This is a genomic window from Streptomyces sp. NPDC127197 (genome assembly GCF_042672405.1).
GTDB lineage: Bacteria > Actinomycetota > Actinomycetes > Streptomycetales > Streptomycetaceae > Streptomyces > Streptomyces flavusporus.
This window is the reverse complement of the sequence record NZ_JBHXVG010000004.1, coordinates 55,933-78,225: the sequence shown is the minus strand read 5'-3', so window position 1 is coordinate 78,225 and position 22,293 is coordinate 55,933. Positions and strand designations below refer to the sequence as shown.

The following is a 22,293-nucleotide window of genomic DNA, read 5'->3' as shown; positions in this document are numbered from 1 at the left end:
CTGGAGGGTGAGCATGTTCCCGTTGTCCCACGTACAGCAGCGGATGTGGTTCTTCGACCGTCTCGAAGGACCGTCCCCGACCTACAACGTGCCGTTGGTGGTGCGTGTGGGTGGGGTGTTGGAGGCGTCGGTGGTGGAGTCGGCGTTGGTGGATGTGGTGGAGCGGCATCAGGTGTTGCGGACGGTGTTCCGTGAGGTGGGGGGTGAGCCGCGGCAGGTGGTGTTGCCGGTGGCCGATGCGGGTGTGGTCGTGAAGGTGGTGGATGCCGTTTCGGGTGATGTCGAGGCGGTGGTGCGTGAGTTGGCGGAGTTGCCGTTCGATCTCGATGTGGATCTGTTGGTGCGGGCTTCGTTGGTGCGGGTGTCGGCCGAGGAGCATGCCCTGGTGCTGGTGATGCATCACACGGTGTGTGACGGCTGGTCGATGGGGCCGTTGTTGCGGGACTTGGAGGTGGCGTACAACGCGCGGACGGCGGGTGGCGTTCCTGAGTGGGAGCCGCTGCCGGTGCAGTATGCGGATTACACGTTGTGGCAGCGCGAGCTGCTGGGTGACGAGAGTGATCCGGAGAGTGTGGTCAGTAGCCAACTCGCCTACTGGCGTGAGGCGTTGGACGGGCTGCCGGAAGAGCTGGACCTGCCCTACGATCGCCCTCGCCCCGCAGCCGCCACTTACCACGGCGCCGAGATCACCTTCGACATCGCGCCTGAGGTCCACGCGGGACTCACCGAGATCGCCCGGCAGTCGCGGGCGACGCTGTTCATGGTGGTGCAGGCCGCTGTCGCGGCCCTGCTGTCCCGTCTCGGGGCGGGCACCGACATCCCGCTCGGCACCTCCATCGCCGGCCGCACCGACAAGGCGCTCAACGACCTGGTCGGCTGCTTCATCAACACCCTTGTCCTGCGCACCGACGTCTCCGGCCGCCCCACCTTCCGCGAACTCGTCCAACGTGTGCGGGACGCCGGTCTGTCCGCCTACGCCCACCAGGACGTGCCCTTCGAGCGCATCGTCGAGGAGATCAACCCGACCCGCGTCCGCTCCCGCCACCCCCTCTTCCAAGTCGGCGTGGAGCTCTTCGACGGCGGGCTCACCCTCGACCTCGACGGACTCACCACCGAAGTCGAACAGCGCAAGATGGCGGTCGCCAAGTTCGATCTGTCGGTCGTCCTGAACGAGCGGATCGCCCCCGAGGGCACCCGCCAGGGAATCACCGGCACCCTTGAGTACGCGACCGACCTCTTCGACGAGACCACGGCCGCCGCCTTCGCGGACCGCCTCGTCCGTTTCCTCGGCGACCTGGTCGCCGACCCCGACCGCGACGTGACAGCCGTCGACATCCTCACGCCCGGCGAGCGGGAGCTCCTCGCGCAGTGGACCGACACCGCGCGCGAACTGCCCGACGCGACGGTCACCACCGTCTTCGAACAGCGCGCCCAGCAGAACCCGGACGCGGTCGCCCTGGTCAGTGGTGAAACGAGCCTCACCTACGCCCAGTTGAACACCTGGGTCAACCGCTTCGCGCACCACCTCATCGGCCTCGGAGTCGGCCCCGACGCGCTGGTGGCGGTCGCTCTGCCCCGCACCGTCGAAGCCGTCGTCGCCTGGCTGGCCGCCTGCAAGGCGGGCGGCGTCTACACCCCGATCGACCCGCAGCTCCCGGCCGAGCGTATCCGGACCGTCCTGAAGGACGCCGAACCCACCGTACTGGTCACCACCGACGCCCTCGTCGAGCGCATAGGCCGCACGTCCGCCCTGCCGCCACTCGTCACCGAGCACACGCTCGCGGACGCCCCGGACCACAACCCGACCGACGCGGACCGGCGTTCACCCCTGCGCCCGGACCACGCCGCCTACGTCATCTACACCTCCGGCTCGACCGGCACGCCCAAGGGCGTGACCGTGCTGCACCGCGCCCTCACGAACCTGCTGACCTTCCACAGCGGAGTCACGTTCCCGCCGCCCCGGACCCCCGAGGACCGGCGACGCGTGGTCCTGTCGGCCTCGCTCGCCTTCGACACCTCGTGGGAGGGCGTGCTCGCCATGATCGCCGGGCACGAGCTGCACCTCCTCGACGAGGAGACCCGCCGCGACCCGGCCCACATGGTGCGGTACATCGCCGAGCACGGCATCGACCAGCTCGACGTCACCCCGAACGTCGCCCAGCAGCTGCTGACGGAGGGCCTGCTCGCCCCCGGCACCGCACCGCACACCCTGATGCTCGGCGGCGAGGCGGTCCCCGAGGCGCTGTGGAGCGAGCTGCGCGCCGCCGACAGCACCCACGTCTTCAACTACTACGGGCCCAGCGAGTTCTGCGTCGAGGCATCCGGCTGCGCACTGAGCGAGAGCTCCCAGGCGACCATCGGCCGGCCCGTGCACAACACCCGCGTGTACGTGCTCGACGAGCACCTCAACCCTGTCCCGCCGGGCGTCCTCGGCGAGATCTACCTGGCAGGCGCCAACCTCGGCCGCGGCTACCTCGGCCGCTCGGCCCTCACCGCCGAACGCTTCGTCGCCGACCCGTTCGGCGCCCCCGGCAACCGCATGTACCGCAGCGGAGACCTGGGTCGCTGGACCGCGGACGGCTATCTGCTCTACGCCGGCCGCTCCGACGACCAGGTGAAGCTGCGCGGCCTGCGCATCGAGCCCGGCGAGATCCACAAAGTGATCGCCGACCAGCCGACCGTCGCCGACGCCGCCGTTGTGGTGCGTGAGGATGTGGTGGGGGACAAGCGGTTGGTGGCGTATGTGGTGCCGGCGGTGGGGGTGCCGGTGGATGTGGGTGTGCTGCGCGGTGAGGTGGGGCGGGTGTTGCCGGATTACATGGTGCCGTCGGCGTTCGTGGTGTTGGGTGCGTTGCCGTTGACGCGGAACGGGAAGTTGGATCGTCGGGCGTTGCCGGTTCCGGATTACGGGTCTTTGTCGGCGGGGCGTGAGCCGCGTTCGGAGCGGGAGAAGGGGGTTGCGGCGCTGTTCGCGGAGATTCTGCGGGTGGAGTCGGTGTCGTTGGACGACAACTTCTTCGAGTTGGGCGGTCATTCGCTGCTCGCGACCCGTCTGGTCAACCGCATCCGCACCACCCTCGGCACCGAGGTCAACCTGATGCGGCTGTTCGCCGACCCGACCGTGGCCGGTGTCGCGGCGAGCCTGGAGGACAAGCCGCGGTCCGCCGCCGCGCGCCCCCGCCTCGTCCGCCGGACGGAGGGATGAGCCGGATGAGCATGTTCCCGTTGTCCTACGCCCAGCAGCGGATGTGGTTCCTCAACCGCCTCGACGAGCCAGGACCTGCCTACAACGTGCCGTTGGTGGTGCGTGTGGGTGGGGTGTTGGAGGCGTCGGTGGTGGAGTCGGCGTTGGTGGATGTGGTGGAGCGGCATCAGGTGTTGCGGACGGTGTTCCGTGAGGTGGGGGGTGAGCCGCGGCAGGTGGTGTTGCCGGTGGCCGATGCGGGTGTGGTCGTGAAGGTGGTGGATGCCGTTTCGGGTGATGTCGAGGCGGTGGTGCGTGAGTTGGCGGAGTTGCCGTTCGATCTCGATGTGGATCTGTTGGTGCGGGCTTCGTTGGTGCGGGTGTCGGCCGAGGAGCATGCCCTGGTGCTGGTGATGCATCACACGGTGTGTGACGGCTGGTCGATGGGGCCGTTGTTGCGGGACTTGGAGGTGGCGTACAACGCGCGGGTGGCGGGTGGCGTTCCTGAGTGGGAGCCGCTGCCGGTGCAGTATGCGGATTACACGTTGTGGCAGCGCGAGTTGCTGGGTGACGAGAGTGATCCGGAGAGTGTGGTCAGTAGCCAACTCGCCTACTGGCGTGAGGCGTTGGACGGGCTGCCGGAAGAGCTGGACCTGCCCTACGACCGCCCCAGACCCCCCGTGGCCAGCAATCGCGGCGGTGTCGTCGAGTTTCCCGTTCCTCCCGCGGTGTATGCGGGGCTCGCCGATGTGGCCCGGCAGTCGCGGGCGACGCTGTTCATGGTGGTGCAGGCCGCTGTCGCGGCCCTGCTGTCCCGTCTCGGGGCGGGCACCGACATCCCGCTCGGCACCTCCATCGCCGGCCGCACCGACGAGGCACTCGACGACCTGGTCGGATTCTTCGTCAACACCCTCGTCCTGCGCGTCGACGTCTCGGGCGACCCGACGTTCCTCGACCTCGTGGAGCAGGTCCGGGACTTCTCCTTCGCCGCCTACGCCCACCAGGACCTGCCCTTCGAGCGGCTGGTCGAAGACCTCAACCCGACCCGCACCCGCTCGCGTCACCCCGTTTTCCAGGTCAACGTCGAACTGCACGAGGGCGGCACGCCACAGCTCCGGCTCACCGGGCTCGACACCTCCCTGGAGGTCCTCAGCACTCCGACCGCCAAGTTCGACCTCTCGTGGGACTTCGTCGAGACCGCCCCCGACGTGGGCGACGATCCCGGCCTGACCGGCCATCTCAGCTACGCCACCGACCTCTTCGACCGGTCCACGGCCGAGCGGCTCGGAGAGTGGATGCTGCGTCTGCTCGCCACGGTCGCCGCCCGGCCCGCGACACCCGTACGCGACATCGGCCTGCTCGACGCGGCCGAGGAACGCGAACTGCTCGACGGGGCACGGCCGGCCCACGCGGGCATCGAGACCAGTGTCGTGGACCGCGTACGTCGGCACGCGGCCGAACACCCCGGCGCCACGGCCGTGATCGACGAATACGGCCCGGTCGGCTACGCCGAACTCGTCGGACGTTCCAGCGGCCTTGCGCGCACACTGGCCTCAACGGGCGTACAGGTCGGGACCGTTGTCGCCGTCCTCGCCCACCGCGGGGCACAGGCCGTCACCGCGATCCTCGGGATCACCACCGCGGGCGGCGTGTACCTGCCGCTCGACCCCAAGGCGCCGCCCGCCCGCACCCTCGGCCTGCTGCGCGACGCCGGCTGCTCACTGGTCCTGGCGGACACGGCGCACCTGGAAGCGGCACAGCAGCTGGCTGCCGAAGCCACCGGTACCGATCAGGCCCTGCGCGTCCTGCCGGCCGACGCTCCGGCCGACCCGCTCGATGGTCTCGTACCGCCCAAGGGCGGTCCCGACGACCTCGCCTACGTCATCTTCACCTCGGGCTCCACAGGACGCCCAAAGGGGGCGATGGTCCACCGGCGCGGCATGATGAACAACCTGTTGTGCGAGGCCGAGGCCGTCGGTATCGACGGCCCCTGCACAGTGGCCTCCACCGCGCCCCTCACCTTTGACATTTCCGTCTGGCAGATGTTCGTGCCCCTTGTCTTCGGCGGCACCGTGCGTGCTGTGCCGGACGAGGTCGTGCGCGACCCGAGCGGCCTGTTCGCGCTCGCCGCGGACGAAGCCATCGACGTCCTCCAGGTCGTGCCCAGTCTGCTGCAGGCCGCGGTCGACGAGTGGGACGACGGCGCGCAGCCGCCCGTGCTGCGCCTCGACCGCCTCGCCGTGACCGGCGAGGCGCTCCCGGCGGCACTGTGCCACCGCTGGGGCGCCCGCTATCCGCACATTCCACTCGTCAACTGCTATGGGCCCACGGAGTGTTCGGACGACGTCACGCACGCCGTGATCGACGCGGGTGACCTGCCCGCCGATTACCGCACGCCCATCGGGCGCGCCGTGCGGGGCAGCCGTCTGTACGTGCTCGACGACGCGCTGCGGCTGACACCGTCCGGTGTCGTCGGCGAGCTGTACATCGGCGGCATCGTGGTGGGCCGCGGCTACTTCGGCGATCCCCTGCGCACGGCGAGTACGTTCGTCGCCGACCCTTTCTCGCCGGAGCCGGGGCGCCGGATGTACCGCACCGGCGACCTCGTCCGTCGCCGTGAGGACGGCCAGTTGGAGTTCCTCGGCCGCCGCGACCACCAGGTCAAGATCCGCGGCCAGCGCATCGAACTCGGCGAGATCGAGCACGCGCTCCAGGCGACCGGCCTGGTCCGCGGGGTCGCTGTGGTGGTGCGTGAGGATGTGGTGGGGGACAAGCGGTTGGTGGCGTATGTGGTGCCGGCGGTGGGGGTGCCGGTGGATGTGGGTGTGCTGCGCGGTGAGGTGGGGCGGGTGTTGCCGGATTACATGGTGCCGTCGGCGTTCGTGGTGTTGGGTGCGTTGCCGTTGACGCGGAACGGGAAGTTGGATCGTCGGGCGTTGCCGGTTCCGGATTACGGGTCTTTGTCGGCGGGGCGTGAGCCGCGTTCGGAGCGGGAGAAGGGGGTTGCGGCGCTGTTCGCGGAGATTCTGCGGGTGGAGTCGGTGTCGTTGGACGACAACTTCTTCGAGTTGGGCGGTCATTCGCTGCTCGCGACCCGTCTGGTCAACCGCATCCGCACCACCCTCGGCACCGACCTCAGCCTCCGCCAGCTCTTCGACACCCCCACGGTGGCCGCCCTTGCCGAGGCCGTCGAGCGGCACGAGTCCGCCACGGCCGCTCGCCCGCGCCTCGTGCGCCGCGACAGGCAGGGGTGAGGGCGCATGCTCCCGCTCTCCCACTCCCAGCGACGCCTGTGGGCCTTCCACCAGCAGGAGGGCCCGCACGCCGCCTACAACGTCCACGTCGTCCTGCGCCTGACCGGTGCGCTGGACGTCACGGCTCTGGAGCGCGCCCTCGTCGACGTCCTCGGCCGGCACGAGGTCCTGCGGACGGTCCTGCGGGACACGGACGACGGGCCGCGGCAGGAGATCCTGCCCGAGGACACCGCCGGTTTTGTGCTCATGCCACTGACGTGCGGCACGAGCCGTTTCGAGGACCTGCTGAGGGACGGCGCGGCCCTCGACCCGGCCCTGGCCGAGGCGCTCGACCGGCCCTTCGACCTCGACGGCGACGTACTGCTGCGCACCTGGCTGATCCGGCTCGCGGCCGATGAGCACGCCCTCGTCCTGGTCATGCACCACGCGGTGCACGACGGCTGGTCGATGGGCCCGTTGCTGCGGGATCTGGAGGCGGCGTACAACGCGCGGACGGCGGGTGGTGTCCCCGAGTGGAAGCCGCTGCCCGTGCAGTACGTGGACTACACGCTGTGGCAGCGTGAGCTGCTGGGAGACGAGAACGACCCGAAGAGCGTCAGCGGCCGTCAACTGGCCTACTGGTATGCGACGTTGAAGAACCTCCCCGAGGAACTCGCGCTGCCGTACGACCGCCCCCGACCCCCCGTCGCCACGTACGAGGGCCGCGAGATCACCTTCGACGTCGCGCCGGACGTCCACGCCGCACTCCTCGACCTGGGACAGCGCGGCCGGGCGACCCTGTCGATGGTGCTCCAGGCCGCGGTGGCCGCGCTGCTGCACCGCCTGGGCGCGGGCACCGACATCCCGCTCGGCACCGACATGTCCGGCCGCACCGACGAGGCACTCGACGACCTGGTCGGATTCTTCGTCAACACCCTCGTCCTGCGCGTCGACGTCTCGGGCGACCCGACGTTCCGTGACCTCGTCGAGCGCGTACGGGACGTGTGCCTGTCCGCGTACGACCATCAGGACCTGCCTTTCGAGCGGCTGGCCGAGCACCTCGCCCCGGCCCGGACCCGCGCGCGCCATCCGCTGTTCCAGACCGTGGTCAAGCTCCACAACGGTGACGAGACGGAGCTGCCGGTCCGGCTCTCCGGCCTGAGGTGCGCACTCGAACCCGTCGCGACGACCGCCCTTCGCTACGACCTCGCCTGGGACTTCGTCGAGGTGCCGGGACGCCTCACGGCCCATCTCACCTACGCCACCGACCTGTTCGACCAGCGAACGGCCGAGGGGCTGAGGGACGGGCTCATCCGGCTCCTGGACGCAGTCGTCGCGGCCCCCGACACCCTCGTACGCCACCTCCACACCCACACCGAGCCCAGGGGAGAGCAGTGACACCCGAGATCGACGACCTCTTCGCGGCCATCAAGGCGGAACACGGCAGCGACGCGCTCGACCGCGTCGAGGAGATGCTCGAACCGCGCCGGCGCAGCGAGGCACGCCACCCCCTCCAGCAGGACGCCAAGTGGGTGCTGCCCGGGATATCCCAGACACCGTGGCACGACCCGTACGCCTACCCCGAACTCCTGCCGCTCATCACCGCGTTGGAGTCCCACCACGCGCAGATCAAGGCCGAACAGGAGCAGGCCTGGGCGGGCAAGCGGGACAGCTTCTCGGACTACGAGCACTACCTCGTACGCCAGCAGAACTGGCAGGCCCTCTACCTCTACCGCGACGGCGCCCTGGTCGAGGAGTCGCAGCCCGTCGCGCCCACCGCGTACCGCGTGCTGAAGGAACACGCCGTCGACACGGACGTGATCTGCCCCCTGCTCGAGTCGCATTTCTCGACGCTGCTGCCGGGTGCCTCCATCAAGCCGCACTGCGACCTGTGGAACTTCAGCATCAATCTGCACCTGGCCATCGACATCCCTGAGGGCGCAGGTCTGCGGGTCGCCGACGAGGCGCGTAGCTGGGACGAGGGCAAGTGCCTGCTGTTCGACTACTCCTTCGAGCACGAGGCGTGGAACGGCAACGACACGCGTACCCGTACCTGTCTGCTCGCCGACCTGTGGCACCCCGAGACGACGCGCGCCGAGCGGGTGGCGCTGACCGCGCTCATGAAGGAAATCCAGAAGATGATGGCGGGCTGACCATGACCACCACCTCCGACCTCGCACGGAGCGCGCTGCTCCGCACCGACCTGGCCGATCCGCAGATGTTCGCCGAGGCCGACTACCACCGGATCTTCCGGTATCTGCGCGAGCACGACCCCGTGCACTGGAACCCCAACGGCGTCGAACCGGGCTTCTGGTCGGTCACCCGGTACGACGACTGCCAAACGGTCCTCAAGAACACGAAGTCCTTCAGCTCAGCCGTCACCAACACACTCGGCCAGCAGCGCTGGCACGGCGACGAGGGCGCGGGACGCATGCTCACGCACACCGACGCCCCCCGCCACACCGAGCTGCGGCAGATCGTCAACAAGTCCTTCACCCCGCGGGCCGTCGCCGCGCTCGAACCGTATCTGCGCTCCGTCATCGGCCAGGCCCTCGACCGCGCGCTCGACGCGGGCGAGTGCGACCTGGTGGACGTCGTCGCGCTGCTTCCCGTGGCGTCCATCGCCGCGCTGCTCGGCGTCCCGCAGGACGACTGGGAGCCGCTGCTCACCCTGACCACGGCTGCCTTCGGCTCGGCCGACCAGGACGTGCAGACGTCGCCCAGCGCCCGCGCCAGCGCCGCCCAGGCCCACGCCCAACTGCTCCTGTACTGCCAGGACTTGATGTGTCAGCGCGCCGAGGAGCCGCAGGACGACATCGTCACGAGCCTGGTCGAGGCGCAGCGCGCGGGGGTGCTGACCGAAGAGGACGCGATGCTCTTCTTCGACCTGCTGCTGCTCGGCGGCAACGAGACCACCCGACACGGCGCGGTCGGAGCCCTGCTCGGCCTCATGGAATTCCCCGACCAGTGGCAGCTGCTGCGCTCCGACCGTTCCCTGCTCACCCCGGCGGTGGGCGAGGTGCTGCGCTGGGTCTCGCCCAGCAAGCACGTCCTGCGCCATGCAGTGCAGGACGTGGAGCTCGGCGGACAGCGCATCGAAGCGGGGCAGGACGTCGCGGTCTGGCACTTCTCGGCCAACCGCGACAAACGAGTCTTCACGGACCCGGACCGCTTCGACGTGACCCGCAACCCCAACCCCCACCTGGGACTTGGCGCCGGTTCGCATTACTGTCTGGGGGCGTCGCTCGCGACCATGGAACTGCGTGTCTTCCTCGACGAGCTGTGCGACCGCGTGGGGGCCGCGGAGATGCTGCAGCCCCCGGCACGGCTGGCCTCGACGGTCATCAGCGGCTTCAAGAACCTGCGGCTGCGGCTCAGCCCTGCCTGAACCGGCTGCCACACGGCGTGGACACCAGAGCTCGTACGAACAGATGGGTGGAACAGTGACGCAACAACCGGTGACGGGCGACCGGCCCGAGCAGGCCGATCGCCCCACGGTGTGGCACAGCAGGAACTTCCTGCTGCTGTGGGGCGGGCAGACCGTCGCCGAGCTGGGCTCACGGATATCCAGCGTCGCGGTCCCGCTGCTCGCCGCCGAGACACTCGACGCGAGCGTCTTCCAGATCTCGCTCCTGACCACCCTGGCCTGGCTGCCGTACCTGCTCATCTCGCTGCCGGCCGGGCTGCTCGCCGACCGGGTCGACCAGCGCAAGCTGATGATCGCCTGCGACCTGGGTCGCATGGCGCTGATGCTGTCGCTGCCCGTCGCCTCGATCGCCGGGGCGCTGAGTCTGGGATACCTGTACGCCGTCGTCGGGATCTCCGGCGTACTGACGGTCCTGTTCAACGTGGCCTACCGGGCGAAGCTGCCGCGCCTGCTGGAAGAACACCAACTCGTCGACGGAAACGCCAAGCTCACCATGAGCCAGGACTTCGGCGAGCTGGTCGGCCCTTCGATCGGCGGTGTGCTCATCGGGTTCGTCGGCGCCGCCAAGACCTTCTTCAGCAACGCCCTCGCCTACCTGCTCAGCGCCGTCACGCTGTGGCTGATCCGAGAGGAGTCCGCCGACCGGGAGGTCAAGACCGCCGAGGAGCGGGTGCCGCTGCGCACCGAGCTGACGGAGGGGCTCGTCTTCGTCCGCCGACAGCCGATCCTGCGCAGCCTGCTCCTGTGCAGTACGACGTCCAACTTCTTCGTCATGGCCTCCGGGTCCATCGAAGTCACCTTCATGGTGAGGGAGTTGGACGCCGCGTCGTGGCTCGTCGGTCTCGTGTTCAGCATCAGCGCCATCGGTGGCCTGCTGATCGGCGCCCTGACCAAATTCATCTCGGAGCGGGTGGGCACCGCCCGCATCATCTGGGTGGCCATGGCAGCGCCCGGCCCGCTGTACCTGTGCATGCCGCTGGCACAGCCCGGCTGGGGCGTCCTGCTGTACGGCATCGGCCTTGCCGCTTTCTCCGCCAACGTCGTGCTGTACAACGTCGCCGCCACCTCGTACCAGCAGCGCGTCACCCCGGCCAACCTGCTCGGCAGGGTCAACGCCTCCTTCCTGTGGATCTGCTACGGAGCCATCCCGCTGGGCTCCCTGACCGGCGGAGCCCTCGCCAGCTGGCTCGGCCTGAGGGCCGCGCTGTGGATCTGCGTCCTCGGCACCTGGAGCGCCGCCCTGTGGGTCTTCTTCTCCCCGCTGCGGACGATGCGTGACCTTCCCGAGGTCCGTGACGTCCCCGAGACCGCAGGAGCGTGATCAAGGTGAACCACCGGACCTCGGACCACAAGACCCTGCTCGACTGGTTCACGGACAGTGTGGCCCGGGTGCCGGACCGGCCCGCCCTCGTCGTCGAGGACACCGAACTGACCTACGCGGAGCTGGACGCGGCGGCCCGGGCGACCGCCCGCCGCATCCCCCGCACCGGTCCGCGGCCGCCGCGGGTCGCCCTGCCCGCCGCGCGCAGCGCCGCGACCTACGTGGGCTATCTCGCGGTCCTGTACGCGGGTGGCGCCGTCGTCCCGCTCCACCCGGACCACCCCGGCGAACGGCACTGCAGAACCCTCGAACTGGCCGGCGTGGACGCCGTGGTGGCCGACGCCGACCTCGACACGTCGTTCGCGCGGGCGGCAGGTGTGCCGGTCGTGCCGCTCGCTCCCGAGGAGCTGCGTGGGGAGCCCGCGAGCGAGGAGACCGGACCGCGCCCGGCACCGGACGACGTGGCGTACATCCTGTTCACCTCGGGGTCCACCGGGACGCCCAAGGGGGTGCCGATCCGGCACGCGAACGTGGACGCGTTCCTGCGGTACAACATCGAGCGCTACGAGGTCGGCCCCGGCTGCCGGCTCTCCCAGACCTTCGGCCTGACCTTCGATCCCTCGGTCTTCGACCTGTTCGTCGCCTGGGGAGGCGGCGCCACGCTCGTGGTGCCGAGCCGGGAGGACCTGGTCGACCCGGTGACCTTCGTCGCGGAGCGGGGCATCACGCACTGGTACTCGGTGCCGTCGATCATCTCGCTCGCCCGGGGGACCGGAACCCTGGAGCCGGGCAGTATGCCCTCGCTGCGCTGGAGCCTGTTCGCCGGTGAGCAACTCACTCTCGACCACGCCGCCGCCTGGGCGGCGGCCGCACCGCACAGCACGCTGGAGAACCTGTACGGGCCGACGGAACTGACGGTGACGGTGACGGCGTACCGGCTGCCGGCGAAGCCCGCCGACTGGCCGGTGACGTCCAACGGCACCGTCCCCATCGGCAGCGTGTACCCGCACCTCGACCACCGCATCGCCCCGGACACCGGTGAACTACAGGTACGTGGCCCGCAGCGCTTCCACGGCTACCTCGATCCGGGGGACAACGCCGGCCGTTTCGCGGAGGCCACCGGACCGGTCCCTGGACCCGAGGCGTGGTACCGCACTGGAGACCGGGTCGCCACGCAGGACGGCCAACTCGTCCACCTGGGCCGCCTCGACCACCAGGTCAAGATCCTGGGCCAGCGGGTGGAGCTCGGTGAGATCGAGGCCGCCCTGCGCACTTGGGGTGGACTGCGCGACGTCGTGGCGCTGGTGCACGGCGCCCCCGACGGCGCCTCCCAACTCGTCGCCGTGTACAGCGGGCAGGAAGTCGCGGTGGCGGAACTCCGGCGCCGCATGCGGTCCCGCGTGCCCTCGTACATGATCCCCAAGCAGATCGTGCGGCAGGAGAGCCTGCCACTCAACGCCAGCGGCAAGATCGACCGGGCGGCCTGCTCCCACCTGCTCGCCCGGACCTGAAAACTGCCCCTCAGCTACCGGTGGTTGTGCCCTCAGCCATTCCCCGTCGTCATTACGCTCGCGCATACCGAATCCATTCTTCTGAATGAATTCCCCGACGCGGAAAGAGTGTGACGTGGCGAATCCGTTTGACGACGAAGACGGAAAGTTCCTTGTCGTGGTGAACGACGAGAACCAGCACTCGCTGTGGCCCGATTGGCGTGAGGTTCCCGCCGGTTGGCGGACCGTGTCCGGCCCGGACAGCAGGCAGAACTGCATGGCGTACATCGAGCGGAACTGGACGGACCTGCGCCCCGCCAGCCTCGTGCCGGCCGAGCCGGCCCCCGCGGACGCCGTCTGACGCGTCAACGCCCGGACGGCGTCCCTATTCCCTCAGGAGTTCATGGTGTCCGAATCCGCGGAACTCTCCGCGCCTCGACTCATATTCACGCGCACCCGGGTTTCTTCGCGCGACCAGTGGGCCTTTGTGGCCAAACTCGGCATCGCGCTCGCGCTGGGTGCAACAGGTACGGGAATGGTCCTGGCCGGCCACCCGCTGTCCGTGACTGCCGGAGTCGTCGTCCTGGGCCTGCTCTACACGCACATGGTGGAACTCCAGCATCAGTGCCTGCACCACTCCGCGTTCCTGTCCTCCGCGGCCAACCGGCGGGTGGGCATCGTCCTGGGCCTGCCGATGTTCGTCTCCTACAGCCACTACCGGGTCCGCCACCTTCAGCACCACCGCTACCTCGGCACCGACCGCGACAGCGAGTTCTTCGGGTTCGACACCCGCAAGCCGCTCACCCTCGGCGCCGTGCTGCGGGGCATGTTCGACTACCCCCGGTTCGCCACCGTGGCCGGTGAGGTCTGGCACAGCTGGCGGGGCACCTGGCAGTACGAGGACGGGCAGGTGGCCGGACGGATCCGCAAGGACAGCATGGCTGAGTACCGGCTGATGTCCGTGACCGTCCTGGTCGCGGTGGCCGCTGCGCTCGCCGGGTTCGGCGGACTGGTCCTGTACCTGTGGGTGGCGCCCCTCCTGCTCGTGGCGACGCCTCTGCACTTCCTCGTGGAGCTGCCCGAGCACGTGCGCTGCGACACCGACAGCACCGATGTGCTCAGGAACACCCGCTCCATCAGCGGGAGTTGGTTCAGCCGGTGGTTCACCAACGGAAACAACCTGCACATCGAACACCACGCGGCGATGACCGTGCCGATCAACCGCCTGCCCGAACGGCACGAGGAAGTCCGGCAGTTCGCCAAGTACGTGGATCACAGCTACTGGACCTTCTACCGCCAGGTGGTCCGCGAGGTCCTGCGCCGGCCCAGCGGCAGCTGACCGCGGTCCGCACACGAGTCGGCGCACCACGCGTGCCCACACCCCACACCACTGAGGAGAGCGCATGCTAGCGGTATCCGGCCCGGGTGCCCTTGCGGACGCCCTGAGGTCCGTCCCATACCTGCCCACGGCGACGCTGGAGGAGTACGCGCTGCGCGTGCGGGACCAGCACCCGCTCCTGAGCGCGCTGCTCGACTACGAGCGGCCCGGAACCCGCGGCGCCCTCGACGCGCTGGCCGCGACCGTCACCGAGTTCGACACCGACGAGACGGGACGCGGCGACTCCTACCGCAGCGCCCAGCGCGACTGCGGCGTCCGCTGGACGGGCGCGCGCCAACTGCTGCGCCTGTGCATGCCCGACGCCACGTCCGAGGGGGTCGTCCTCGACGTGCTCGGCGGCGACGGCCTGCTCACCAGGGCGCTGCGCACCCACGGCGGGTCCGCCGATCCCCGGCCCACCCTCGTGACCGGCGACATCTCGGGACAGATGGTCGACCAGGCCCTCGCCCAGGGCCTGCCCTCCGTCCGCCAGGCCGCCGACTTCCTCTTCCTGCGTGACGCGTCGGTGGACGCCGTCCTGCTCGCCTACGGCACCCACCACATCGCCTCGCAGGACCGCCCGAAGGCTGTGCGCGAGGCGCTGCGCGTGACCCGGCCCGGCGGACGCGTCGTACTGCATGACTTCGACGACGCCAGCCCCATGGCCCGCTTCTTCACGGATGTGGTCCACCACCATTCGGCCGCAGGCCACGACTACCCGCACTTCACCCGGGAGTCGCTGCACGGCCTGTTCGCCGGCGCAGGCGCGAGCGCCCGCGTCGTCGACCTGTACGACCCGCTGGTGGTGCACGGCGCCACCGAGGACGAGGCGCGCCGCGGGCTGTGCGCGTACGTGGGCGCCATGTACGGCGTCTCGGAGCTGTTCCACCGCGAGGGCCCCGACGCCTCCTGGGCCCTGCTGGAGACGGTCTTCGACCACTCCGCGTACCTGGCCGGTCTGCCCGAGCCGCTCGACGTCCCCAAGGCCCCCGTCGTCCACCGCAGCGAGGCCGGATTCGCGGCCGAGCTGCCGCGCGTGGCGATCGTGGCCGTCGCAGAGAAGGCGGTCCCCTCCGCATGAGCACCTCCCACCTGCTCAACCTGGTCCAGCCTCCCGAGCACCCGAACGGCACCGCCCCAGCCGTCGTCAGCGTCGACGGTGTCCTCTCCTACGACGAGTTGTGGCGGCGCATCCACGTGACGGCGTCCCTGCTGAACCGTTCCGGGGTCGCCCCCGGCGACCGGGTCGGGCTCTTCTTCCATCGCTCCGCGGACTACGTGACCGCGCTCCTCGCCACTCTCCACGCGGGCGCCGTGGCCGTGCCCATCGACGCGGAGTACCCGGCCGAGCGCGTCGACCAGATCATCGAGGCCGCCGACCCGCGGGTGGTGCTGCGCGGCCGCGGCTGCCGTCACGAGGACGAACTGCTGCGGCCCGACCGGTGGGTCGACGCGACCGCCGCCGACCCGGACACCGATGAACCGGCACCCCGGCGCGCCGAGGTACCGGACCCCTCGAGCCCTGCCCTGATCCTGTTCACCTCCGGCTCCACCGGCAAGCCCAAGGGCGTCGTCCTCCACCACGCCGGGGTCTGCAACCGCCTCGAATGGGGCCAGCGACGCTACGGGATCGACGCCTCCGACCGCGTACTGCACAAGGCGTCGATCGCCTTCGACGCCTCGCTGCACGAGATCCTCTCGCCTCTGACGGCGGGCGGCACCCTGGTGATCGCCCCGCCCGGCCTGCAGTTCGACAGCCGCGGCCTGGTCGAGCTGATCCAGGACGAGCGGATCACCACCGCCCACTTCGTGCCCTCGATGCTGCGCTACGTCCTCGACGAGACGGACCTGGAGTTCTGCCAGGACCTGCGGCGCGTCTACTGCGGCGGTGAAGCCCTCGACATGGAGATGGTGCGCCGCTTCCGGGCCGCTCTGCCGGCCACCGAGCTGTTCAACCAGTACGGCCCCACCGAGACCTCTCTCAGCGTCACCTACTGGGACACCGCGGAGCCGTACGACGGGGACATCGCGCCCATCGGCTGGGCCATCGACGGCGCCGAACTCCACGTGCTCACCAAGGACATGGAACCGGTCGCCGACGGGATGACCGGCGAGCTGTGGGTAGGCGGCTGCCAGGTCGGGGTCGGCTATCTGGACGACGAGGCGCAGACCCGGGAGCGCTTCCGAGACGACCCGTCCGGCACGCCCGGCGCACGCATCTACCGCACCGGCGACCTGGTGTGCCGCGCCCCGGCCGGCTACCTGGAGTTCCGCGGCCGCGTCGACGACCAGGTGAAGATCCGCGGTGTCCGCGTCGAGCCCGCCGAGGTCGGCGCGGTGCTGCGCCGCCACCCGCTGGTCCACGACGCCGCCGTGGTCGCGGCGCGCGACGACGACGGGGAGACGAGCCTGGTGGCCTACGTCGCCGCCAAGCGCCGCAACTCCCCGGTCGTGGACGGCCTGCACCGAACCCAGCTGCCCAACGGCCTCGCCGTCACCGCCGCCTCACCCGAGGAGGCGCTCTTCCTCTACCGGCAGATCTTCGAGGAGGACGAGTACGCGCGCTTCGGCGTCCACCTGACCGACGACGCGGTCGTCGTCGACGTCGGCGCGAACATCGGCCTGTTCTCCCTGTGGGCCCACCGACAGGCGTCCGGCGTACGGCTGGTCTCCGTCGAGCCCAACCCCGACGTCCTGCCCTACCTGCGCGCCAACCTGGACGTCCACGACGTCCGCGCCGACATCGTCCCCATGGCGGTGACCCGCTCCGTCGGCACCGATGAACTGACGTCCTTCCCCCAGCTCTCCTACCTGTCCGGCCTGGGCGAGGCCCGGGAACTCGCAGCCGCCGCGCTCGTCGACTCGTACTACCGCAAGACCGCGGCGGTCGACGGCGAACTCACCCCGGAGGAGACGGCCTCGCTGCGCGAGCAGGCCGAGAGCCGCCTCGACTTCACCTCGCACGTCGTGGAGACGACCGACCTGTCCAGCCTCCTCGACCGGTTCGAGCTGGACCGCGTAGACCTGTTGAAGATCAACACGGAGGGTGCGGAGCTCGACGTCCTGCACAGCGTCCGCCCCGAGCACTGGGCCAGGGTGCGCCAGGTGTGCCTGGAGGTCGAGCGCAGCAGCATCGTCGGCGACCAGGTCAAGTCCCTGCTGAGCGAGGCCGGTTACACGGTGAACGAGGTGGACGACTGGAGCCTGGGCACCGACGCCGACGTCACCTACGTGTACGCGGTACGTCCCGAGGCGGACACCGCGCGGACCACCCCGCCCGGCCTCCCGGCCCCGGTGGAGCCGCTGCTGACGGCGAGGGCGCTCCGCACGTTCACGGCGGACGCGCTGCCACCCGCCATGCGGCCCGAGCACATCATCTTCGTGGAGGACCTGCCGCGCCTGCCCAACGGCAAGGCGTCGCTGGGGGACCTGCCCGAACCGCCACGGCACCGCGCCGCCCCGGACGCGGGAGCCGACCGGAGCGCGGAGGAGAAGCTGCGCGAGATCTGGCGGCAGGCCCTCGGCGTCGACGCGGTCGCGGACGACGACGATTTCATCGCCCTGGGCGGCCACTCCCTGATGGCGCTGCGCATCAGCGCCCGTGTACGGGCGGACCTCGGCGTCGAGACCTCGCCCGGGGAGTGCCTGCGCGCCAGGACCTTCGGCGAGTGGTGCGCCACGGCACTCGGCCGGGACGCCGCACTGCCGGGAGGAGCCCGGACGTGACGGCGACCGCGCGCAGAACCCTGTCGGACATGCAGCAGTCGATGCTGGCGCACGAGGCCTTCGAGGACCGTCCGCTGTACAACATGCCGCTGTACTTCAGGATCGACGGCGCCCTCGACGCCGACGCGCTCGCCTCGGCGCTGGCCCACGTCGTCGGTCGGCACCCGGTGCTCCACTGCCTCTACGAAGGCGCCGAGGCGACGCCCGCCGTCCCCGCCGGGGCGGCCCTCCTGCGCGGCACGGCCACGTCGGCGGCCGAGGCGGCCGCAGTCGTGGCCCGGGCGTGGGAGGACCCGCTCGACGTGCGGACCTCGACCCCGGTACGGGCAAGGCTCGTGTCGGTGTCCTCGGAAGAACACCACCTCGGGCTCGGAGTGCACCACGTCGCCGGGGACAGCTGGTCGCTCGTACTCCTGCTGCGGGAGCTGGCCACGGCCTACAACCGGCTCGTCGGCGGCCGGGAACCGGACACCGCACCGGCGGCGCCCGACTTCTTCGACCACGCGGAGCGGGAACAGCGCGAGACCTGGGACACCACCTGGTGGTCCAGGCAGCTCAGCGACGTACCGCCCCGGCCGCACCCACGGACCGACCCGCCGGGGGACGAGGACCGCTGTCGCGTCATCCCGGTTCCACTGGCGCTGGACGCCGCCGACACACGAGGCGTACGTGAACTGGCGCGCGCCGTCCGGGTGTCACCCGCATCCGTGCTCCTGACGGCCGTCAGCCTGGGCACGGCTGCCGAGGAGCCCGGTGGCGAGAACGTGATCGGTCTCCCCGCCGCCCTCAGGGACACCCAGGCGCTGCAGGAGGTCATGGGCCCCCTGCTCAACACCCTTCCGATACGGGCGACTTGGCGGCCGCAGGCCCCGGTCGACACCCTCGTACGGGCGCACCACGACGCCGTGCAGGACGCGCTCGCCCACAAAGAGGTCCCCTACTCCCGCATCCTCCGGGGAGCGGGAGGACGCCGCAGGCCGGGCACGACGCCGCTGTTCCTGCACGTGGTGAACGTCGACAACGAGCTCCCCCGCCTCAAGCTGCGCGGAGCCCGCAGCACCTGGATCCCCATCGAACCCAAATGGGCCATTTTCCCGGCGCATTGGGAGTTCTCCTGGGGCGCGGTCGGCAACATCCAGGGCGTGCTGCGCGCCTCGGCCGACGCCTTCGACGCCGGACAGGCGGCGCAGTGCGCCTCCGCGTTCCGGTCGGCCCTCAGCCGACTGCTCCGCCCCTGATCCACCGCACCACTCGATCGGACAGAGAAGAGTTCCCGTGGTTCCCTCCCAGCACACAGCAGCCCCGCCCGGCCCCGCGACACGTAGCGCCGGCAGTCCGCACGAGGAGATCCTGCGCGGACTGTTCGCCCAGGTTCTGGGCCTGCCCCGGGTCGAGGCCGACGACGACTTCTTCGATCTCGAGGGGGACTCGCTGACGGCGATGCGGCTCATCGGCCGGGTACGGTCGGTGCTCGGACTGGAGCTGAGCATCCGGGAGTTCTTCAACGCGCCGACCGTCACCGGCACGGCCGCGACCCTTGCCGCGAAGACCCCGGTGGAGCCGGCGGCCCCGCTCATCGAGGCACCCGCGCGGACCCGGCCCGCCCGTGTACCCCTGTCGTTCGCGCAGCAGCGCCTGGGGTTCCTCGCCCATCTGCAGGGACCGAACCCGACGTACAACATCCCGATCGAGCTGCGCCTGTCCGGACGCGTCGACCCCGAGGTCCTGGAGCGCGCGCTCACCGATGTCGTGGAGCGCCACGAGGCCCTGCGCACGGTCTTCCCCGAGGAACGGGGAGCGCTGTTCCAGGACGTCCTGCCGCCGGAGCGCGCACGGCCGCAGTTGCGGAGCGTGACGTGTCCCTGGGCCGAAGTGGACGACAGGGTGATCGCGGCCGCACAGCAGGTCTTCGACATCACCGTCGATCTCCCGCTGCGCGCCTGGCTGTTCACCGACGACCACGACGCCACCGAACACGTTCTGCTGATCGTGCTGCACCACATCGCCGGCGACGGCTCCTCGCTGCGCCCCCTGCTGCGGGACCTGACCCGGGCGTACGAGGCCAGGAGCGCAGGCGCCGCTACCGACTGGGGCCAACTGCCCGTGCAGTACCCGGACTTCACCCTGTGGCAGCGCGAGACGCTCGGCGACGAGCGGGACCCGGACAGTGTCCTGGCCCGCCAGATCGCCTACTGGCGTGATGCGTTGGACGGGATCCCGGACGAGCTGACGCTGCCCACCGACCGACCCCGCCCCGCCGTGGCCGGCCATCACGGCGACCGGGTGGACGTCCTGATCGACCGCGCGCTGCACGAGCGGCTGGCCCAGCTCGCGCAGACCGGCGGCGTCACCCTCTTCATGGTCCTGCAGGCTGCTCTGGCCGCAGTCCTCACGCGCTCCGGCGCGGGCGAGGACATCCCCATCGGCACTCCCGTCGAGGGCCGCGGCGACGAGGCGCTGGACGACCTCGTCGGATTCTTCGTGAACATGCTCGTCCTGCGCACGGACACGTCCGGCACCCCGACCTTCCGCCAACTCCTCGACCGCGTCCGGGCGACGGACCTCGAGGCGTACGCCCACCAGGACGTCCCCTTCGACCGGCTCGTCGAGGCGCTGAACCCGAACCGGTCCGTCGCACGCCACCCCCTGTTCCAGGTCGTGCTCTCCTTCGGCGGCGCCGCCCGCGTCAGTGTCGAATTGCCCGGGCTGAGCGGCACCGCCCGCATCGCGCAGATGCCGGTGGCCAAGTTCGACCTCGGTCTCTACCTGGACGAACTGCCCTCGGCGGACGGATCCCCGCAGGGTATCGGCGGAGTGCTCGAGTACCCGACCGATCTCTTCGACCGCCCCACGGCACAGCGGCTGATCGACGACCTGATCGAACTCCTGGCGCAGGTCACCGAGAACCCCGACCTGACGGTCGGCGCCGAAGGGAGCACCCATGCCGGCGAGTGAGACGGCGGCAGTCCGCCACTATCAGGACCTCGGCGCGTGGGTGGTCGCCGACAAGGAGACCGCGCGGGCCGCACTGGGTGACGCGTCCCTGTCCTCCCGCACCGTCGAGAACGGCTTCTATCTGCCGGCCGGCCTCCGCGAGGAGTGCGCCGAACTCCTCGACGTCGTCAGCCGGTGGTTCGTCCTGCGCGACGGCGAGGACCACCTCGCCGCCCGCCGCGCCATCCAGCCCATGTTCTCGCCGGGGAAGATCCGCAAACTGCGGGGCGACATCGACGCCATCGTCGGACAGGTCCTCGACGAACTGCCCGACTCCGGAGTGGTCGACGTCGTACCCCGGCTGACCGAGCAGATCTCCGCCCGCGCCCTGGCGCGGCTCCTCGGTCTGCCCGGCACCGGCGTCGACGAACTGCACCGCTGGGCCCGCGCCCTCGCTGCCTTCCTCGCCGCCTCGTACCGCAAGGACCACGCGCGTGCCGCCCAGGACGCGCTCCGCCAGATGCGCGTCAGGTTCCAGGCCGGCGCCGACGGCGAGGACACGATCTGGAACCGGGTCGACGGCAGCCCGGAGGACCGGCTCGCCACCTGCTCCATGGTCCTGTTCGGGGGACTTGAGACGACCACCTCACTGATGGGCACCGCCCTCTGGTACGTCCTGGAGAACCGGCTCGTCGAGCAGGTGACCGGCACCGCGGGCGCCGCAGAGGCGGAGTCGGTGGTGGAACGCGTACTGGAGCTGTACCCACCCCTCGGCCACGTGGCGCGCAGTGCCGACGCGGACATCGAACTCGGCGGCTGTCCCGTGAGCCGGGGCGACCTGGTGCTCGTCTCCCTCACCGGCCGCGACCCGTTCGAGGCCACACCGCCTCCCACGCCCCCGCCCCGGCACACACCCGGAGCACCCCGCGCCGACCACCTCGCCTTCGGCCACGGCATGCACTACTGCAGCGGAGCAGCCCTCGCCCGACTGGAGACGGTGGCCCTCCTGGACGGCTTCGGCCGACGCCACCCGCAGGCCCGAGTACACGACAGCACGTGGGGCACGAACCGGACCTACCGGGGCTTCGACCGCCTGGGAGTGGACCTGTCACCAAGGGCAGGCAAGTAAGTGGACGGCGCTCACCGGCACATCCTGACGGCGGTGGACGGCCCCGGGCCGCCGGTGACATGGTTCATCGATGTCGCGACGAAAGTGATCGTTGCCTCGAGTGCGCCCACAGCCGGATGGAGAGAACTCAGTCGCGTGGGCACCGGTCACCCGATTCGTCGGCCTTCGGCCGCTGACTCCGCGAGTACAGAAGCGGGCGCTTCCCTTACTCAAGGCAGACCGCCGATGCACACACCTCGGCCCACACACCCGCACCCCCGATATCTGCATCGAGCCGAGAGAGTGGCCACAGCCCTTGGGATCCCCTGGGACTTTTCTGGGACTTCCGGCCGCATCAACGGGCATGACCGTGCAACAGCCGAAAGGCCATATACACAGGTCAGCGCCTCGCAGCCACCCATCGCGGCAGGTCAAGGAGCCGCCTGGTCTCTTCCGAGACATCTGACCAGCAGGAACCAGCAGCTCTGCACC

At 70.3% G+C, this 22,293-nt stretch carries 14 protein-coding genes; all 14 read left to right on the top strand.

Annotated elements, in window-relative coordinates:
- The first annotated feature begins 13 nt into the window (after window positions 1-13).
- The 14 genes from ACFVJQ_RS07820 (at window position 14) to ACFVJQ_RS07755 (ending at window position 21,822) form a co-directional block, all read left to right on the top strand.
- On the top strand, window positions 14-3,205 hold the full coding sequence (locus ACFVJQ_RS07820) for an amino acid adenylation domain-containing protein (protein ID WP_385781748.1): 3,192 nt from the start codon (window positions 14-16) through the stop codon (window positions 3,203-3,205).
- A 5-nt stretch (window positions 3,206-3,210) separates the two neighbouring features.
- Window positions 3,211-6,438, top strand: a complete 3,228-nt coding sequence (locus ACFVJQ_RS07815) for an amino acid adenylation domain-containing protein (RefSeq protein ID WP_385515386.1) — start codon at window positions 3,211-3,213, stop codon at window positions 6,436-6,438.
- A 6-nt stretch (window positions 6,439-6,444) separates the two neighbouring features.
- A complete protein-coding gene (locus tag ACFVJQ_RS07810; RefSeq protein WP_385515385.1) occupies window positions 6,445-7,815 on the top strand; it encodes a condensation domain-containing protein in 1,371 nt (456 codons plus the stop codon).
- Window positions 7,812-8,570: an aspartyl/asparaginyl beta-hydroxylase domain-containing protein gene (locus ACFVJQ_RS07805; protein WP_385515384.1), complete on the top strand. Its 759-nt coding sequence runs from the start codon at window positions 7,812-7,814 to the stop codon at window positions 8,568-8,570. Before ACFVJQ_RS07810 ends, ACFVJQ_RS07805 begins: the two co-directional genes overlap by 4 nt.
- Window positions 8,571-8,572: 2 nt before the next feature.
- On the top strand, window positions 8,573-9,805 hold the full coding sequence (locus ACFVJQ_RS07800) for a cytochrome P450 (protein WP_385781743.1): 1,233 nt from the start codon (window positions 8,573-8,575) through the stop codon (window positions 9,803-9,805).
- 55 nt (window positions 9,806-9,860) lie between these two features.
- The gene (locus ACFVJQ_RS07795; protein WP_385781740.1) at window positions 9,861-11,165 is read left to right on the top strand and encodes an MFS transporter; all 1,305 of its coding nucleotides are present in this window, start codon (window positions 9,861-9,863) and stop codon (window positions 11,163-11,165) included.
- A 5-nt stretch (window positions 11,166-11,170) separates the two neighbouring features.
- A complete protein-coding gene (locus ACFVJQ_RS07790; protein WP_385515381.1) occupies window positions 11,171-12,676 on the top strand; it encodes an AMP-binding protein in 1,506 nt (501 codons plus the stop codon).
- A gap of 115 nt (window positions 12,677-12,791) precedes the next feature.
- Entirely contained in the window at window positions 12,792-13,016 is a 225-nt protein-coding gene (locus ACFVJQ_RS07785) for an MbtH family protein (protein WP_385515380.1), read from the top strand.
- A gap of 42 nt (window positions 13,017-13,058) precedes the next feature.
- Window positions 13,059-13,994 carry a fatty acid desaturase family protein gene (locus ACFVJQ_RS07780; RefSeq protein ID WP_385515379.1) on the top strand — a complete coding sequence of 312 codons (936 nt, stop codon included), beginning with the start codon at window positions 13,059-13,061 and terminating at the stop codon, window positions 13,992-13,994.
- Between the two features lie 64 nt (window positions 13,995-14,058).
- Entirely contained in the window at window positions 14,059-15,114 is a 1,056-nt protein-coding gene (locus ACFVJQ_RS07775) for a class I SAM-dependent methyltransferase (RefSeq protein ID WP_385515378.1), read from the top strand.
- Window positions 15,111-17,759, top strand: coding sequence for an amino acid adenylation domain-containing protein (locus ACFVJQ_RS07770; protein WP_385515377.1), 2,649 nt, complete (start codon window positions 15,111-15,113; stop codon window positions 17,757-17,759). Before ACFVJQ_RS07775 ends, ACFVJQ_RS07770 begins: the two co-directional genes overlap by 4 nt.
- Window positions 17,756-18,997 carry a condensation domain-containing protein gene (locus tag ACFVJQ_RS07765; RefSeq protein WP_385515376.1) on the top strand — a complete coding sequence of 414 codons (1,242 nt, stop codon included), beginning with the start codon at window positions 17,756-17,758 and terminating at the stop codon, window positions 18,995-18,997. Before ACFVJQ_RS07770 ends, ACFVJQ_RS07765 begins: the two co-directional genes overlap by 4 nt.
- A gap of 37 nt (window positions 18,998-19,034) precedes the next feature.
- Window positions 19,035-20,714 carry a condensation domain-containing protein gene (locus ACFVJQ_RS07760; protein WP_385515375.1) on the top strand — a complete coding sequence of 560 codons (1,680 nt, stop codon included), beginning with the start codon at window positions 19,035-19,037 and terminating at the stop codon, window positions 20,712-20,714.
- Window positions 20,701-21,822: a cytochrome P450 gene (locus ACFVJQ_RS07755; RefSeq protein ID WP_385781734.1), complete on the top strand. Its 1,122-nt coding sequence runs from the start codon at window positions 20,701-20,703 to the stop codon at window positions 21,820-21,822. Before ACFVJQ_RS07760 ends, ACFVJQ_RS07755 begins: the two co-directional genes overlap by 14 nt.
- Window positions 21,823-22,293 lie beyond the last annotated feature (471 nt).

Bases quoted from the DNA above. Each gene is read 5' to 3' on its own strand.
- ACFVJQ_RS07800 (WP_385781743.1), top strand. From the start codon at position 8,573: ATGACCACCACCTCCGACCTCGCACGGAGCGCGCTGCTCCGCACCGAC.
- ACFVJQ_RS07770 (WP_385515377.1), top strand. From the start codon at position 15,111: ATGAGCACCTCCCACCTGCTCAACCTGGTCCAGCCTCCCGAGCACCCG.
- ACFVJQ_RS07780 (WP_385515379.1), top strand. From the start codon at position 13,059: ATGGTGTCCGAATCCGCGGAACTCTCCGCGCCTCGACTCATATTCACG.
- ACFVJQ_RS07815 (WP_385515386.1), top strand. From the start codon at position 3,211: ATGAGCATGTTCCCGTTGTCCTACGCCCAGCAGCGGATGTGGTTCCTC.
- ACFVJQ_RS07810 (WP_385515385.1), top strand. From the start codon at position 6,445: ATGCTCCCGCTCTCCCACTCCCAGCGACGCCTGTGGGCCTTCCACCAG.
- ACFVJQ_RS07820 (WP_385781748.1), top strand. From the start codon at position 14: ATGTTCCCGTTGTCCCACGTACAGCAGCGGATGTGGTTCTTCGACCGT.
- ACFVJQ_RS07755 (WP_385781734.1), top strand. From the start codon at position 20,701: ATGCCGGCGAGTGAGACGGCGGCAGTCCGCCACTATCAGGACCTCGGC.
- ACFVJQ_RS07775 (WP_385515378.1), top strand. From the start codon at position 14,059: ATGCTAGCGGTATCCGGCCCGGGTGCCCTTGCGGACGCCCTGAGGTCC.